Source organism: Streptomyces carminius (genome assembly GCF_002794255.1).
Taxonomy (GTDB): Bacteria; Actinomycetota; Actinomycetes; order Streptomycetales; family Streptomycetaceae; genus Streptomyces; species Streptomyces carminius.
The window spans coordinates 180,398-196,485 of sequence record NZ_PGGW01000066.1 but is presented as its reverse complement, the minus strand read 5'-3'; the positions used below and the strand labels follow the sequence as shown (position 1 = coordinate 196,485).

Genomic DNA, 16,088 nt, shown 5'->3' with positions numbered 1-16,088 from the left:
GTCCCGATGAACCACCTCGGGGGCAGTGCCGTTTTCCCGATTGACCACGGTCGCCCGCCACGGGCGCCGCCGGGACGGAACGGGGGCGGCACGCCGGCACGCGCCGGCGGCCCGGCGCACCACCCGTACCGACTGTGCCAACGACGTGCCGGGCACCGCGACGGCCGCCGTGCCGCACCGCCGCACCAGCGCAGGGAGGAACACTATGACCGCGACCGGACACATCGGGGCCGTACCGCAGACCGCAGGCCGTCTCCACGGCCGGGGGCCCGGTGGAAACAGGGTGGCGCTCGTGCGCGCGCAGACGGAGGGCTGGCGGGCCGGGGAACGGATCCCCGTCACCGTCCACGCTCCGGACCCGATCTCCCTGGCCGGGGTGAGCAGCCACCTCAGGCAGCACCCGGAGATCGAGATCGTCCCCGAGGGGAAGGACCACCCCGGCACGGTGGCCGTGCTGCTCACCGAGACGCTGGACGAGGCCACCACCCTGCGGCTGCGCCGGCTGGTCCGCAGCGAGGGCACCCGGGTGGTGCTGGTGGCGGGCCTGATACGGGAGGCCGAGCTGCTGGAGATCATCGAGTGCGGGGTGGGCGCCATCCTGTGGCGGCGCGAGGCCACTCCGCAGCGGCTGCACCAGGCGGTGCTGGCCGCCTCCCGCAACGAGGGCAACCTCCCGCCCGACCTGCTCACCCGGCTGATCACCCAGGTGGGGAGGATGCAGCGCGGCGCCCCGGACCGGCCCGGCCCGCTGGCGGGACTGGCCCCGCGCGAGGTCGACGTCATCCGGCTGGTCGCCGAGGGGCTGGACACCCGGGAGATCGCCGGGAAGCTGTCGTACTCCGAACGCACCGTCAAGAACGTGCTGCACGGGATGACCACCCGGCTGCAGCTGCGCAACCGCGCCCACGCCGTGGCCTACGCGCTGCGCGAGGGCTACATCTAGGCCGGTCCAGGCCGCCGTCCGGACCGGTCCGTCCCGGGCCGCGGCGGCCCGGGACGGGGCCTTCCCGGTGCCCCTCGGGCTACCGCCCGGTCCGTTCCCGGCGTACGGCCTCGATGGCGCCCGCGGGGTCGGGCACGGGATCGGACACCGGGCGGCCGTCGGGCTCGATCTCGTGCGGCATGACCGTCGCCAGTCGCCGGACGACCGCGACGAATCCCGCGTACTCCGTCCGGCACGGAACGCATTCCCGCAGGTGGTCGGCCACGGCCGCCTCGTCGGAGGCGTTCAGGCCGCCGAGGGCGCCGGGCGCCAGGTCGATGTGTACCTGCTCGCAGTGCACGGTTCTTCTCCCGCGTGAGTCCAGCCGCCGACACCGACCCAACGTGCGGGAGGCCCGGCCGGTTCATTCCGCGGGTCCCCCGGGGCCCCCGCCCCGGAGCGCTCCGTGCCCCGGCCGCCGGGCACCGCCGGCGGCCGGGTCAGCACTCCACTCCGCGCACCTCCAGCGCGGCCCGCAGCGCCCGCATCGCGTAGTAGGTGCGCGACTTCACCGTTCCCGGCGGCACGCCCAGGGCCTCGGCGGTCTGCGCCACGCTGTTGCCCAGGAAGTACATGTGGATGAGCACCTCGCGCTGCCGCTCGCTGAGGTCCCGCATGGCCTGGGTCACCACATGGGAGGTGAGGGTGCGCTCCACCTCGTCCGCGACGGGCAGTTCGGCCTGCTCGAAGGGCTCGGACGCGGTGGACGCGGCCCGGCGGGAGCGCTGGTCGTCGATCACCAGGTTGCGCACCACCGTGAACAGCCACGGGCGCAGCCCCTTCGTCTGGGTGCCCAGGGTCCCGGAGTGCCGCCAGGCGCGTACGGCCGCTTCCTGGAGGATGTCCTCCGCCCGGTGGCGGTCCCCGCCCAGGAGGCGGGTGGCGAACCGCACCAGCAGGGCCCCGTGCTCCTCGTAGAGGCCGCGGATGAACGCCTCGCACCGGGCACCGGCAGGGCCGGGCCGTCCCGGGACGGTTCCCGGGACCGGTCCGGCCTGCTGGATCTCGATGGTCCGCCTCATAGGTGGTGTCCTCGTCCGTCGGTCGGATGGGTCCGTGGCTGTGCCGACACCGGTGGTGCGAATACGGGTCCGCGCGGCAACCCTCCTCAAAGGAGGTTGGCCGGGTCTTGTCGCCGACTTGTCGCCGGCTTGCCACGGGGCCTGCCGCCCGCGACGCGACGGGGCGTGCCCCCGCTCGGCCGGTTCCCGGACGCGCCGCGCACGGCCTCGCCATGACGAGGACATGACACACAGAAAGGCGGGCGGGCACCCGGATCGGCACCACGGTGCGGTCCACGAGGCGCCCGAACCGGCGAGCACGGCTCCCGGACGGTACGGGACCGGGTACGCGGGACCGTCAGTGCCCTTTGAGCACCTCTCGCAGTTCCCGGTCCAGGCTGTCGGCCACCGCCCCCGGGTCCCGGAAGTCCCGCTCCAGCCAGCGGTGGACATGCGACTGGAGAACCTGTGTCAGCGCCCCGTAATAGGGGGTTCTGGGGCGGCTCTCGGCCTCGGTCAGCGCGTCGTGCAACTCGCTCGCGTAGACGGGACGGCCTGCCGCGTCCACCGGGACGGGGCGAACCTCCTCCCCCTCTTCCAGGGACGCGGGGGTACCGCCCTCCGTACCGTCGGCCGCGCCGTCTGCGAGTTCGCAGGTCACGCTGGAGTCGGAGTAGGCGGACTCACGCGTCGCGGCGAAGCCGGCCTCCAGCAGACAGCGCTCGCTTTCCGGGCCGGTCAGGAACTCGATGAGCTTCAGGGCCCATCTCCCCCGTGGCGAGTCGGCCGCGACGGCGAGGTTCTGGCCGCCGAGCGCCGCCCTGCCCGGCAGCCGGGTGACGTCGAACGAGCCCTTCGGAAGCGCTCCGCGCAGCACCCCGTAGGCGTAGGGCCAGTGGCGCAGGAAGGCGGTCCGACCGGCGGCGAAGTCCGCCAGGCTGTCGGCCTCGTTGGACTCCAGGGCCCGGGGAAGGAGGCGCTTCTCCCCCGCCCGGTCCCGCAGGCTGTCCAGCCCTTCCCGCAGTTCCGACTCGTCCGCCGTGTAACGCCCCTCCTCGTCGGTGAGCCGCACCCCGGCCGAGGCGAACGCCTCGATCACGTTGACGGTCAGCCCCTCGTAGGAGTCGAGCTGGCTGGTCCAGCCGTTCAGGTACGAGGCGGGCAGGCCCTCCTGCTTGTCCAGGGTGTCGATCGTGTCGCCGAGGTCGTCCCAGGACCATCCGGCGTTCGCCCCGCGGAGGTGGGGGATCCCGGCGCCCTTCAGATAGTCCTGGCGGTAGTAGAGCAGCCCCACATCGCTGTTGAAGGGGACGGAGTAGAGATTCCCCTTCCAGGTGGCGGTGTCGGCGACGCGGTCGATGAAGTCGCCGAGGTCGATCTCGCCGTCGAGCGGGCTGATCAGTCCGGCCTCGGCGAACTCCGGTACCCAGGTGACGTCCAGGTTCACCACGTCGTAGGAGGTACTGCCCGACTGCAGGGCACCGAGCAACTGGCTGCGCTGCTCGTCGGCGTCGCCGGACAGCTCGACCAGCTCTGCCCGGTGCTCGGGGTTCCTGTGGTTCCACTCCGCTATCAGCCGCTGCCGTACGCCGCCTCCGGCCGTCAGGTCCAGGCCGCTGGCCACGGTGATGGTGCCGGACGCGTCGCCGGTCGGCGGCGGAGCGGTCACCGACTCGCCGTTCTCACAGGCAGTGGCCAGGGACAGGGTCAGCAGGCAGGCGGCAGCCGCGGCGCCTCGTCGTCCCACCGTGTGTCTCACCGTGCGTCTCCCGTCCCCACCCTCGCCACCTCGTCCCTCAGCTCCCGGAGCCGGTCGCCGGAGAAGTCCAGGCAGCGTCCGCGGGACCGGTCCGCGATCCGCCGGTTGATCCCACCGTCGGCACAACCGCTGATCTGCAGCGCGACGACGACGACCGGAATCCGCTCCCTTCCGACCCGCTCCAGCAGGGCGGCGCGCTCGTCGCCGGTGATGTCCGCCGAGTCCTCGCCGTCGGTGATCAGGACGACCAGCCGCGGGCGATCGCCCTCCGGGGGCGCGGCGAGCAGTTCCAGCGCATCGTCCAGCGCCCGGCCGATGTCCGCGTCCCGCTCGAGGGTCCGCGCCTTCGCCAGCGCGTCCCGTGCGGCTTCGCGGTCGTGTCTGCCGAAGGCGGCGATGTCGCGGGTCCGTGCGGCGGAGGCGACCGACCAGATCCCGTACTCGTCCCGGCGCCCGAGTGACTCCAGGGACTGCGACAGCAGGTGCTTGGCCATGCCCCGGCCCTCCCAGACCCCGGCCATGGAACTGGAGCTGTCGAGCAGGTACAGCACCCGGCCGGAACCGAGCGCCTCGCGGTACTGCCCGAGGGTCCGGGTGACGGCCTCGCCCGTGACCTCCTGCGCGCTCAGGACGGGCTTCGGCACCGTCTGGCTCTCGGCGACCGGCGAGCCCCCGCGGGGAGCGGCCGGCCTGTTGTCCTCCCCCACTCCCCGGTAACCGTCCGCGATGAGGATCCGCTGGGCGCGGTCACCGGTGAACCACTCGTGGAGCCGTCTGACGGCGGCCTCCCTCCGCCCGGTGTCCCGGTCGGCCTTCCGCCAGGTGACATGGACGAAGGGGTGGTCGAGCATCGGCACGTCGGTGGGGTACAGGGCCGTGTGGCTGCCGAGGGTGGCCGTGGCACAGCCGGGACGTCCCAGGTCGTCCGACAGCAGGCCGAAACGGACCATGACGTGCTCGGGAATCAGCACCTGTGCCCGGCTCTCCAGCCCGGCGTCCGACGCCAGGCGGCACATCAGGGCGTGGGAGGTCTCGGGGACGGGGCTCAGCTCCGCCGCCATGTCCTGCTCGTAGTCGAACAGTTCGTCATCGGCGATGGGTTTCGTCGAGGGATGTTCGCCGTAGAGGGTCACGGTCGCCAGCTGCGCCGCGTCCGTGTGCTCGGGATCGGCACGCAGCACGGTCTGGTGCGGATTGGACTTCCGCAGCGACTCCAGGATGTGGGCGAGCGGATGTGCGTTGCGCTGTGCCTGGCTGAGCGACAGGACGTCCGGCACCGCGACCACCACCGGGCTGTAGGCGACCGGTCCGAGGAGTTCCAGGGCGGCCTCGCCCGTCCCGCCCGCGGCCGCGCGCCGGTAGGTGCTCGTGGCGCCGGGGATCCAGATGTCGGGCTGGGCGGCCACCCCACCGGTGCTCCCGTCCCTCAGGAACTCCACGGCGTCGGTCGACTTGGCCTCGTAGACGGTGACACCGCTGCTCCGGCAGCCGTCGTCGTCCTTGTTCCCGCCGGAGTCGAGGAACCCGTCCACCACCTTCTGGACCGCCGGGCGCGCGTCGGCGTCGGCGAGCAGCCGGAGTTCCAGCGGCGACGGGCAGTCGGCGGAGCCGCCGAGCGGCCGGAGGAAGCCGACGAGGGCGACCGCGGCCAGGGCCAGGGCCACGGCGGCCGGGACGACGGCGGCCGGCCGGCGTACGTTCCTCCCGCACCACCGGGCCAGAACGCGGGCACGTTCCTTCGCCCGCTCCCGGAGCGAGGGACCTCGCTGGGGTTCCTCGCCCCGCGCCAGTACGACGTGGTGCGCGTCACGGCTCAGCCGGCTCTGCGGACACCACCTGTCCCCGACGGTGGTGCCCGAGCTGAAGGTGGTGACGCCCTGGAACGCCGCGAACAGGGCACCCGCCAGCCACGCCACCGTGACGGGCTCGTCCCTGTCCCGGTTCCGGAGCAACTCGACGAGTTTCCGGGTGTAGGGGGTGCACTCGTCACCGGAGCCGGAGGGGATCATGCGTCTGCTCTGGACCGCCGTGAGCACCGACACCGAGGCGCCGCCCGGATCGAACCCGGACAGCGCGTTTCCCGCGTAGCAGCAGTCCAGGACGACGACGATGTGCTTCGCCCGGCGTCTCCTCCCCGGCAGTCCCGTCCAGGTCCGCCTCGTCCGCAGCAGCGGGCAGACGTCCCGCTGCCACGACACGGCGTTGAGGTACCGCCCGCCCGGGTCCGTGCCGGCGTCCGAGTTCCCGGCGGTCAGGAACAGCTCGTGGCCGTCGGTGGAGAGCCAGGCATGGCCGGAGTAGTAGACCAGCAGCAGGCCGGTGGTCTTCTCGGTGGCCCTCCGCAACGCCCTGAGGAAGGTGTCGCACGATGTGGCGGGCACCGTCTCGACCCGGTCCTTCCGGAAGACCCCGGTCCTCTCGTCGGTGAGGGCCTCCCGCAGCTCGGCCAGATTGTGCTTCACCCCCGGAAGCGCGGCCAGAGACCGGCACCGGTGCTCGTTCTCGTACTCGCTGACTCCGAACAGGACCGCTCTGCTGCCCGGTCCGTGCGGGCCGTACCGCCTCACAGCGCCCTACTCCCCGCCGGTGCCCGGTCCCGTTCCGTCCGGGCCGTCGCCGTCACCGGGGGCGTCGTCCGGGGGGTCCATGCCGTCCGGGGGATCCACTTCGGCCTGGGGGTCCTCACCGTCGCCGCTGGTGACCCGGCGGTTCTCCAGCCAGTTGGCGACCGACACCTTGAGCAGGTCGTACAGGTCGCGGACGGGCTCCTGGACGACCGCGGTGGCCACGACCAGCAACAGGTCGTGGGTGAATTCGCCCATCGACGGCCCGCCCTCGCCGCCGGAGGACCGGTGCTGCCCGTCAGAGCCACCGTCGGAGCGGTCGATCCTCACCCACCCCGCCTTCCGCCGCTCCAGGAACCAGTCCTCCTGGGAGAGCCACTCCATCAGGTCGTGCCGGTCCTTCCCCGGATCGCGTGTCCCACTGATCCGGATCCGGAGTCCCTGCTCCTCTTGCCCGTCCGGCATCGCCGTCCCCCTGTGAGTCCGCCGTCGTAGACCTGCGCCGTGTGCTCGCAGATGCTCGCAAGCTCTGCGACAACTGTCGCGAGATATGTCACATGTTCCGCCGGACGACAAGCCGGGACAGGCCAACAACCAAGAGATGGCCGGTTCTGTCCGGACGCACGGCGACCGGGACCGTACCGGGATGTGAACTGCCGTTTTCAGAACCGCATCTGAAAGCCCGTCGAGCCCGGTCCCGGGAACCGAATACGCTCGGAGGCATGAACTTCTCCGCAGCGTTGGAGCTGTTGCGCAGCGGCCGCCGCGTGGCGCGCCGGAGTTGGATCCAGCCGGGCAAGTACGTGTACCTGGAGCCGGAGTCGGTCTGTGTCTCCCCCGACGGGCGGACCCGCAGGCTGGCGGCCCATCTGCGGTTCGTCACCGCGGACGGCACCGTGCAGGCCGGGGTGCAGCCCTCGCACGCCGGGCTGCTGGCCGACGACTGGTACTCCGTCGACGAGGCCGGGGACCGGGCCGGAAACGAGGCCGGGGGCGGCGGGGGGAGCTGACGCCCCCGCCGCGTCCCGTCACCAGTTCACCAGTCGTGGACGGTGCCGTCGGTCAGCCGGTTGACCGGCAGGTAGGCGGGCCGGTACGGGAAGCGGCGCGCGGCCTCCGTGTCGAGTTCGACGCCCAGACCCGGGGTGTCGGAGGGGTGCAGCAGGCCGTCCTCGAAGCGGTAGGAGGTGCGGAAGACCTCCAGGGTGTCCGCCGAGTGCCGCATGTACTCCTGGATGCCGAAGTTGTGGACCGCCAGGTCGAGGTGGAGCGCCGCCGCCATGCCGACCGGTGAGATGTCGGTGGGCCCGTGCATGCCGGACTTGATCCCGTACACCGCGGCGAAGTCCAGCAGCTTGCGCATCCCCGTGACCCCGCCGGTGTGGGTGACCGCCGAGCGGACGTAGTCGATCAGCCGCTCGGTCAGCAGCGTGGTGTAGTCGTGCACGGAGTTGAAGACCTCGCCGATGGCCAGCGGCGTGGTGGTGTGCTGCCGGATCAGCCGCAGCGCGGCCTGGTCCTCGCCGGGGGTGGCGTCCTCCAGCCAGAACAGGTCGTACGGCTCCAGGTCCCTGCCCAGCCGGGCGGCCTGGATCGGGGTCATCCGGTGGTGCCCGTCGTGCAGCAGCGGCAGTTCGGGGCCGAACTCGTGCCGTACCGCCTCGAAGACCCGCGGTACGTGCCGCAGGTAGGCGCGGGTGTCCCAGGTCTCCTCGACCGGCAGAGCCGGCCCCCCGGCGGCGCGGCGGGCGGGTTCGTAGTCGTACCGGCCCTCTCCGTCGGCGGCGGAGGAGGCCACGCCGTAGACGGTGCCCAGGCCGGGGACGCCGGTCTGGATCCGGACGGCGCGGTAGCCCTGTTCGAGGTGGGCGCGCACGGAGTCGAGCAGTTCGGGGACGTCGCGGCCGGAGGCGTGCCCGTAGGCCAGCGCCCCGCGGCGCGAGGCGCCGCCCAGCAGTTGGTAGAGCGGCATTCCGGCGGCCTTGGCCTTGATGTCCCACAGAGCGGTGTCGACCGCGGCGAGGGCCGCCATGGTGACGGGGCCCCGCCGCCAGTACGCGCCCCGGTAGAGGTACTGCCAGGTGTCCTCGATGCGTGCGGCGTCCCGTCCGGTCAGCAGCGGGACGACATGCTCGCGCAGACAGGCCTCGACGGCGAGTTCGCGCCCGTTGAGAGTGGCGTCGCCCAGACCGGTGATGCCGTCCTCGGTGGTGACGCGCAGGGTGACGAAGTTGCGTCCCGGGCTGGTGACGACGGTCTCGGCGTGCTCGATCCGCATGGCGTGCCCCTCTGGAGTCGTTCGGGAAGGTCCCACGGGCGACCGTACGCGGCGCGGCGCCGCCCGGTGCCACCGCACCGGCCGCGGCGTGATCACCCCGCGGCTGCCGCCCGGCAGGCAACTCGCCGTGGCCAACGCCGGGATCTCCGGCAACACCGTCAGCCGCCAGCCCAACCCGTACGATCCCACGGGTCGGTGCTGCGGCCCTCCGGTGCCGGAGCGGCTGGAGTACGACGCCCTGGACCTCGCCGGGGCCCGCCATCTGATCCTGCTGGAGGGCACCAACGACCTCGGCGGCGGCGACCACGCGCCGCCCGCGCCCGCGTCACGGGTCATCGGTGCGATGAAGGAGATCGTGGAGCGGGCCCACGCCCGGGGGGTGAAGATCGTCGGGGCCACCCTGATGCCCATGTGCGCCGCCGCGGACAGCGGGACGGAGGCCAACCGGCGGGCGGTGAACGAGTTCATCCGCACCGGCGGGGTGTTCGACGGGGTCGCCGACTTCGACGCCGTCGTCCGGGACCCGGCCGATCCGACCCGGATCCGCGAGGCGTACCGCTCGGACTGCTACCACCCCAACGCGGCGGGCCACGCCGCGCTGGGGAAGTCCCTCGACCTGGGGCTGTTCGGTCTGGACCGGCCACGGGTGGAGAGGGCAGCCTGAGCACCCGCACCGTGCGCCGCCGTGCGCCGCACGTCCTCCGCCGGGCGGGCGGCGCGCGGCGGAGGGCGCGCGGCTGTCAGGTCCGCAGGTACGAGGCGCCGTTGAGGTCCAGCACCGCGCCCGCGCTCCACTGCGCCTGCGGGGAGGCCAGCCACAGCACCGCCGCCGCCACCTCCTCCGGCGCGGCCACCCGCCCGTAGGGGCTCTGCTTCCGCAAGGCGTCCCCCTCGGGGCCCGTCAGCCGGTGGGCGACCCGCTCGGTGTCGATGAAGCCCGGCGCCACGGAGGTCACCGCGATGCCGTGCGGGGCCAGCGCCACCGCCAGCGACTGGCCGAGCGCGTGCACCCCCGCCTTGGTGGCGCCGTAGGCGGGGTGGTCCGGCTCGCCGCGGAACGCGCCGCGCGAGCCGATGTTGACGATGCGTCCGCCGGTGCCCTGCGCGATCATCCGCCGTGCGGCGGCGTGGCTGAGGTGGGCGGTGCCCAGCAGGTTGACGGCCACATGCCGCTGCCAGGCGGCGCACCAGTCGTCGTAGTCCGTGGTCGCGGGCGGGTGCGCGGTGTTGACGGCGGCGTTGTTCACCAGCACGTCGACGCCGCCGAGCGCGCCGGCCGCCGCGTCCACCAGTTCCGCGGTCTGCCGCGCGTCCGCCAGGTCGGCGCCGAGCAGCACGTGCCCGTCGCCCGGCAGCCGCGCCAGGGTGGTCTCCGCGTCCCGCCTGCCGCCGCCGTAGTGGACGGCCACCCGGTCGCCGTTGGCGGCGAACGCCTCGGCCACTGCCCGGCCCAGCCCCCGGGAGGCGCCGCTGACCAGCACCCGCCGTCCGCTGCCGGGGAAGTCGGGCACGGGTGCCGCCGTCCGGGGCTCCGGCGGCACGGCCGGACCGTTGCGGGCGGGATGCTGCACGTCGGGGCTCCTCACCTGGGGGCGTCGGGCCTCCACACCCTAATCCGGATGCGCGCGGGTGCCCGGACGGCGACACTGTCCGGCATGCCGCTCCCCCGCCCCTCCCCTTGCCCGGAGGAACAGCCGCTGACCGGCGGGAACGTCAGCGCGGGTGTCGTCCGCGTCGGCGACACCGTACGCCGCCCGGCCGGACCGTGGACCCCGGCCGTGCACGCCCTGCTGGCCCATCTGCACCGGGTGGGCTTCCGCGGGGCGCCCCGGCCGCTGGGCGTCGACGAGCGGGGCCGGGAGGTACTGGCCTTCGCTCCCGGCACCACCGTGTGGCCGGACCGCTTCCACCTGCTGGACCCCGTCGGCCGACTGGCGCACGTCGCACGGCTGATCCGGGACTTCCACGACGCCGCCGCGGAGTTCGTCCCACCGCCCGGTGCCCGCTGGCGGGTGCTCGTCCCCGCCGAGGGGGACGAGATCATCGCCCACCACGACCTGGCCCCGTGGAACCTGGTGCACGACGGCGGGGACGGCTGGGTGTTCATCGACTGGGACGGTGCCGCGCCCGGCTCCCGGCTGGCGGACCTGGCCTACGCCGCCCACGCCTTCGTACCGCTGTCGGCGGACCCCGCCCGGCAGCGGGCCGACGCCGCCGGGCGGCTTCGGGCGTTCGCCGGCGCCTACGGCCTGGACGAGGACGAGCGGCGCCGTCTGGTGCCGCTGCTGGGCCGCCGCACCCGCGCCATGCACGACTTCCTGCGGGAGCGGGCCGCCCTCGGCGCCGAGCCATGGACCACCCTGTGGCACACGGGCCACGGCGCGGTCTGGCGCGCCGACGCCGAGTACATCGAGGGGCGCGAACGGCTGTGGCTGGACGCCCTCCTGGACGCCTGAGGCACCGGCGAACCGGGTGCCCTCCCGCGGCGGCGGCCGTTACGCTCCGGGCATGGCACTGGAGTGGGAGCAGGTCGTGGTGGACGCGGCGGACCCGGTGGCACTGGGGCGCTGGTGGGCGGAGGCACTGGGCTGGGTGGTGGTGGACGACTCGCCCGAGGAGTACGAGATCCGGCCCGCGCCCGACCGCCTGCCGGGGCTGCTCTTCGGCACCGGGGCGGCGGAGAAGACCGTCAAGAACCGGCTCCATCTGGACTTCCGGCCCGATGACCGGGACGCCGAGGTGGCCCGGCTGCTCGCCCTCGGCGCCCGCCGCGCCGAGGTGGGGCAGAGCGGCGAGGAGCCCTGGGTCGTCCTGGCGGACCCGGAGGGCAACGAGTTCTGCGTGCTGGGCCCGCGGCGCACCTGAGGGCGCCGCGGACCCTCGCATCACGGCTCCCGTCCGTGCCTCACTTCCCCGTGCCGCCCGGGGCGAGTGCGCGGAGCCGCCCGGCCAGCTCCTCCTGGAAGAAGTCGAGGAAGCCGTCCGGGTCCGGACCGGCGTTCATCAGCACCAGCCGGTCGAAGCCCGCGTCGGTGTACTGCCGGGCCACCTCGGTGAACCGGTCGGGGTCGGGGCCGCAGGCGAACTGCCCCAGGACGTCCTCCTCACGGACGGTGGTGGTGGCGGCCTCGAAGTTGACCGGATTGGGCAGTTCGCTCATCACCTTCCACCCGGTCAGGGCCCACCGGGTCGTCTCCAGCACGGCCCGCGCCGCGGTGTGCTCGTCCGGTGCCCAGGCCACGGGCACCTCGGCGTAGCCGGGCCCCTTGCCGCCCGCCTCGCGGTAGTGCCGGACGATCTCCTCCTTGGGCTCGGTGGCGAACAGGCCGTCGCCGAACTCGGCCGCCAACCGCGCCGACGGCTCCCCGCTGGCGGCCACCGCGATCAGCGGCGGCTCCTCGGGCAGGTCGAAGACCCGCGCGTCCTCCAGCCGCAGGTGCTTCCCCTCGTAGGAGCGGTATCCGCCCTGCCACAGCAACCGGATGATCTCCAGCGCCTCGCGGAGCATCTCGTGGCGCACGCTCACCGCCGGGAAGCCGCGCCCGACGACATGCTCGTTGAGCCGCTCCCCGGAGCCGACGCCGAGGGTGAACCGCCCCTCGGAGAGCAGCGCCAGCGTCGCGGCCGCCTGGGCGATGACCGCCGGGTGGTAGCGCACGGTCGGGCAGGTCACCCCGGTCGCCAGTCCGATGCGCTCGGTCCGCGCGGCGATGGTGCCCAGGACCGTCCAGGCGAACGGTGAGTGGCCCTGGTTGTCGAGCCACGGGTGGTAGTGGTCGCTGATCTCCACGAAGTCGAATCCGGCCCGCTCCGCACGGACCGCCTGCCGGACGAGTTCGGCGGGGCCGAACGCCTCGGCCGCCAGTTTGTAGCCGATCTGCATGTGTCCCTCACGTCGGTTGGTCGTGCGGCTCGGAGTGCCCGCCGCGCACGGCGCGAAACGGGCCCGACGGGTGACGGGAGAGCTGACGGGAGGGAGGTGCGGCGGCCGGGCGGCCGGTGACCCGCCCGGCCGGGCGGGTCACCGGCCGCGGCTCACAGGTCGAACTCGTGGAGGGGCAGGTCCAGGACATGGCAGGCGTCGCGCACCACGACCCGCTCCACATGGTCGAAGTGACCGTCCGCACCGCCGATGACGATGCCGATCTGGACGACGGCGCGGGCCTCCACCGGCTTCTTCCGCGCCCTGGCGATCTCCCGCAGGGCCTCGGCCCTGGTCCCCTCGGGGTCGGCGGCGAGCCGGTCCAGCCAGTCCTCGAAGAGGGACCGCAGGTCCTCGGCGGGGAAGTTCCTCAGCACCTCGTTGTGCTCGATCAGATAGCCGACCCGGCGGCGCTCGGCCGGGTCGATGACGCCGTCCGCCGCGGCGACGAGCGCGCACATGGCCATGCCTGCGTCCCGGAAGGCGCCGCCTCTGAGTTCGTTCTTCCGTTCCTCGAGCTGGGCCTGCATCGCCTGGGCGGATTCCTTGAGACGGTCCCACAGGGCCATCGACACACTCTCCGTACATCACTGGGTTCCGGACCGCGTGTCACGGCCCGGACGTCCGCTGGGTGGGTGGAGGACCGGCGGCGCGCGTGCCGGGCTCCGGGGACCATCGTGCCCTGCCGGCTCCCCGGCCGGACCCGGGCCCTCCCCGGACCCTCCTCCCGCCTGCGCGCCGGCGGCGCGGGGACCCCGGTGGGCCGGCCGGGAACAACCGGACCCCTTTGTGGCGCCGGCCGGGTGTGGGCGGCGGATTCCCGGGAACGCGCACGGTACGGCCGCGCCACGATGTCCCCCTCCCCCTCGTCGTCGGCGCGGCCGCGTGACGTCCCGGCCCGGGTGACCGGCCGCCTCTTCGCGTCGTCCCGCGGTGTCGGCGAGTCCGGCGCGAGTGCCCGCCGTCACCCCCTGACAAGTTTCGAAAAAGATCTCGGAACTTCCGGCACCTCACACCGGGGTCAACCGATGCACCTCCCCCGCTACCAGGTCCGTTCGCTCTGACCGAGTCTCCAACCCTGCGAAAAGTTACGGGAGTTCGCTCCGGAATCTTTCCGGAAAGAAACATTGACGGTCGGTTGTACACCGCGCATACTCCACATCGATCGTTGCCTATCGCCCGGGTCCGCCCACCCTGCTCCTCCATACGGGTGGCGGATCCGGAGAGCCGCGAATGGCACACCCCAACCGCCCGTGGATCCCCCCATGTGCTCCGCAGGCAAGGACGAAGGGAAAGCAATGGTCGACACCCCCCACACCCCGGCGGACCCCAGACAGGCCCGGAAGCGCCCGCGGTCCGCCCTGCGCAACGCGGTGGTCCTGGGCGCGGGCCTGGCGATGGCCGCCGCGGGCACCCTCACCGCGCTGTCCGGTTCGGCCAGCGCCGCCAGCACCCTGGGGGCCTCGGCGGCCGAGCAGGGCCGCTACTTCGGCACCGCGATCGCCGCCGGCCGCATGGGCGAGTCGGACTACATGAACGTCCTCAACCGGGAGTTCAACTCCATCACGGCTGAGAACGAGATGAAGTGGGACGCGCTGGAGCCCTCCCGCAACTCGTTCAACTTCTCCACCGCCGACCGGATCGCCAACCACGCCCGCAGCCAGGGCATGATGCTGCGCGGCCACACCCTGGTGTGGCACTCCCAGCTGCCCGACTGGGTCAAGAACCTGTCCGCGAACGACATGCGCTCGGCGATGAACAACCACATCAACCGGGTGATGGGCCAGTACAGGGGCCAGGTCCACTCCTGGGACGTGGTCAACGAGGCCTTCGCGGACGGCTCCGGCGGCGGCCGCCGCAGCGAGTCCCCCTTCCAGCAGAAGCTCGGCGACGGCTACATCGAGGAGGCCTTCCGCACCGCGCGGGCCGCCGACCCGAACGCCAAGCTCTGCTACAACGACTACAACACCGACAACTGGAGCCACGCCAAGACCCAGGGCGTGTACCGCATGGTCCGCGACTTCAAGTCGCGCGGCGTGCCGATCGACTGCGTCGGCCTCCAGGGCCACTTCAACAGCGGCAACCCGGTGCCCAGCAACTTCCAGACCACCCTGCAGAGCTTCGCGGACCTCGGGGTGGACGTCCAGATCACCGAACTGGACATCGCCGGCTCCGGCAGCCAGCAGGCCAACGACTACCGCACGATCGTCCAGGCCTGCCTGAACGTCGCGCGCTGCACCGGCATCACCGTGTGGGGCGTGACGGACAAGTACTCCTGGCGTTCGGGTGACACCCCGCTGCTGTTCGACGGCAACTACAACAAGAAGCAGGCGTACAACACCGTCCTGGAGGTGCTGAACAACGGCACCGGCACCACCGCGGGCGGCACCACCAACGGCGGGACCACCGCGGGTACCAACGGTGGGACCACCGCCGGCACCAACGGTGGTACGACCGCCGGTACCGACGGCGGCACCACCGCGGGGAACAACGGCGGTACCGGCAACGCCACCTGCACGGCCACCCTGGAGGAGTCGCAGCGCTGGGGCGACCGCTTCAACGTCCAGGCCACCGTGCGGGCCGGCTCCACCTCCATCAGCAACTGGACGGTGAACGTCCAGCTCAACGGAGGACAGTCGATCCAGAACTCCTGGAGCGCCTCCTTCTCCACCAGCGGCAGCAACATGACCGTGCGGCCCAGCGGCAACGGCACACTGGCCGCCGGGGCCTCCACCGGCTTCGGCTTCACCGTGATGGCCAACGGCAACTGGAACCTGCCCCGCGTGGTGAGCTGCACCGCCTCCTAGCACGACCTCGCACCATCAGCCCGTCCCCGGTGGCGTGGCGGCTCGAAGCCGCCACGCCACCGGCACGTCCGCACCCGTCAGAAGCAGGGGAACGGTACGGGGCACACCGGGAACCGGCCCTCCGGGCACGGCCCCGCCCGGTCTCCTCCCCGGCTTCCCGCGCCGGCCCGCGCACCACAGCGCGGCGGTGACGGCGGCGGCGATGTCATCCGGCCACGGGCGATGAGTTCCGGCGGTCCGGCCGGTCCACCCCTGTGGAACGTCCGACACCCGCACCCCGGGAGAGCACACCATGAACCCCACCAAGAAGATCACGACCTGCCTGTGGTTCGACGGCCGGGCCGAGGAGGCCGCCGAGTTCTACACCTCCCTGTTCCCCGACTCCCGGATCACGGGCGTCGAGCGCTACACCGAGGCCGGGCCGGGCGAGCCCGGATCGGCCGCACTGGTCACCTTCGAACTCGGCGGGCAGCGGTTCAGCGCACTCAACGGCGGGCCGGAGTTCACCTTCTCCGAGGCCGTCTCCCTCTCGGTGGACTGCGCCGACCAGCGGGAGGTGGACGAGCTGTGGGCCAGGCTCACCGAAGGCGGCGAGGAGTCGCAGTGCGGCTGGCTGAAGGACCGCTACGGGCTGTCCTGGCAGATCGTCCCCAGGGAACTGGTCGAACTGGTCACCGACCCGGACCCGGACGTGGCCGCGCGTGCCACCAGGGCCATGCTCGGCATGAAGAAGATCGACGTGCGGGCGCTGCGGGAGGTCGCCGGACGGTGAGGC

16 protein-coding genes are annotated in these 16,088 nt (G+C 72.9%); 7 read left to right on the top strand and 9 right to left on the bottom strand.

The window, feature by feature from the left end:
• Positions 1-205: 205 nt before the first annotated feature.
• Complete coding sequence (locus CUT44_RS24080) at positions 206-943, top strand: helix-turn-helix transcriptional regulator (protein WP_100204010.1); 738 nt, start codon at positions 206-208, stop codon at positions 941-943.
• A gap of 79 nt (positions 944-1,022) precedes the next feature.
• Here CUT44_RS24080 and CUT44_RS24075 read toward each other — a convergent pair whose 3' ends face one another.
• The 5 genes from CUT44_RS24075 to CUT44_RS24055 form a co-directional block, all read right to left on the bottom strand.
• Positions 1,023-1,283 carry an anti-sigma factor gene (locus tag CUT44_RS24075; protein ID WP_100204009.1) on the bottom strand — a complete coding sequence of 87 codons (261 nt, stop codon included), beginning with the start codon at positions 1,281-1,283 and terminating at the stop codon, positions 1,023-1,025.
• Between the two features lie 139 nt (positions 1,284-1,422).
• Positions 1,423-2,004 (bottom strand): sigma-70 family RNA polymerase sigma factor, encoded by a 582-nt coding sequence (locus CUT44_RS24070; RefSeq protein WP_100204008.1) that lies wholly within the window; start codon positions 2,002-2,004, stop codon positions 1,423-1,425.
• A 337-nt stretch (positions 2,005-2,341) separates the two neighbouring features.
• Positions 2,342-3,742, bottom strand: coding sequence for an extracellular solute-binding protein (locus CUT44_RS34595; RefSeq protein WP_158239660.1), 1,401 nt, complete (start codon positions 3,740-3,742; stop codon positions 2,342-2,344).
• Positions 3,739-6,204 carry a vWA domain-containing protein gene (locus CUT44_RS24060; protein ID WP_233221612.1) on the bottom strand — a complete coding sequence of 822 codons (2,466 nt, stop codon included), beginning with the start codon at positions 6,202-6,204 and terminating at the stop codon, positions 3,739-3,741. Before CUT44_RS24060 ends, CUT44_RS34595 begins: the two co-directional genes overlap by 4 nt.
• 111 nt (positions 6,205-6,315) lie before the next feature.
• The gene (locus tag CUT44_RS24055) at positions 6,316-6,771 is read right to left on the bottom strand and encodes a hypothetical protein (RefSeq protein ID WP_100204005.1); all 456 of its coding nucleotides are present in this window, start codon (positions 6,769-6,771) and stop codon (positions 6,316-6,318) included.
• A 257-nt stretch (positions 6,772-7,028) separates the two neighbouring features.
• On the opposite strand from CUT44_RS24055, the gene CUT44_RS33210 reads away from it, so the two are divergent.
• Positions 7,029-7,316, top strand: coding sequence for a Thoeris anti-defense Tad2 family protein (locus tag CUT44_RS33210; RefSeq protein WP_158239659.1), 288 nt, complete (start codon positions 7,029-7,031; stop codon positions 7,314-7,316).
• A gap of 26 nt (positions 7,317-7,342) precedes the next feature.
• Here CUT44_RS33210 and manD read toward each other — a convergent pair whose 3' ends face one another.
• A complete protein-coding gene (gene manD / locus CUT44_RS24045) occupies positions 7,343-8,584 on the bottom strand; it encodes a D-mannonate dehydratase ManD (protein WP_100204003.1) in 1,242 nt (413 codons plus the stop codon).
• On the opposite strand from manD, the gene CUT44_RS24040 reads away from it, so the two are divergent.
• Positions 8,502-9,248, top strand: coding sequence for a GDSL-type esterase/lipase family protein (locus CUT44_RS24040; protein WP_100204084.1), 747 nt, complete (start codon positions 8,502-8,504; stop codon positions 9,246-9,248). The genes manD and CUT44_RS24040 overlap by 83 nt on opposite strands.
• 76 nt (positions 9,249-9,324) lie before the next feature.
• Here the strand turns inward: CUT44_RS24040 and CUT44_RS24035 are convergent, their stop codons facing one another.
• On the bottom strand, positions 9,325-10,095 hold the full coding sequence (locus CUT44_RS24035; protein WP_408646789.1) for an SDR family NAD(P)-dependent oxidoreductase: 771 nt from the start codon (positions 10,093-10,095) through the stop codon (positions 9,325-9,327).
• 144 nt (positions 10,096-10,239) lie between these two features.
• On the opposite strand from CUT44_RS24035, the gene CUT44_RS24030 reads away from it, so the two are divergent.
• A complete protein-coding gene (locus tag CUT44_RS24030; protein ID WP_100204002.1) occupies positions 10,240-11,040 on the top strand; it encodes a phosphotransferase in 801 nt (266 codons plus the stop codon).
• Between the two features lie 52 nt (positions 11,041-11,092).
• Positions 11,093-11,449 carry a VOC family protein gene (locus CUT44_RS24025; protein ID WP_100204001.1) on the top strand — a complete coding sequence of 119 codons (357 nt, stop codon included), beginning with the start codon at positions 11,093-11,095 and terminating at the stop codon, positions 11,447-11,449.
• Between the two features lie 40 nt (positions 11,450-11,489).
• On the opposite strand, the gene CUT44_RS24020 is transcribed toward CUT44_RS24025, so the two are convergent.
• On the bottom strand, positions 11,490-12,467 hold the full coding sequence (locus tag CUT44_RS24020; protein ID WP_100204000.1) for a TIGR03557 family F420-dependent LLM class oxidoreductase: 978 nt from the start codon (positions 12,465-12,467) through the stop codon (positions 11,490-11,492).
• 152 nt (positions 12,468-12,619) lie between these two features.
• Positions 12,620-13,075 carry a tellurite resistance TerB family protein gene (locus CUT44_RS24015; protein ID WP_100203999.1) on the bottom strand — a complete coding sequence of 152 codons (456 nt, stop codon included), beginning with the start codon at positions 13,073-13,075 and terminating at the stop codon, positions 12,620-12,622.
• Positions 13,076-13,804: 729 nt separating this feature from the next.
• Here CUT44_RS24015 and CUT44_RS24010 point away from each other — a divergent pair.
• Positions 13,805-15,313 carry an endo-1,4-beta-xylanase gene (locus tag CUT44_RS24010; protein WP_100203998.1) on the top strand — a complete coding sequence of 503 codons (1,509 nt, stop codon included), beginning with the start codon at positions 13,805-13,807 and terminating at the stop codon, positions 15,311-15,313.
• Positions 15,314-15,605: 292 nt separating this feature from the next.
• On the top strand, positions 15,606-16,085 hold the full coding sequence (locus CUT44_RS24005; RefSeq protein WP_100203997.1) for a VOC family protein: 480 nt from the start codon (positions 15,606-15,608) through the stop codon (positions 16,083-16,085).
• Positions 16,086-16,088 lie beyond the last annotated feature (3 nt).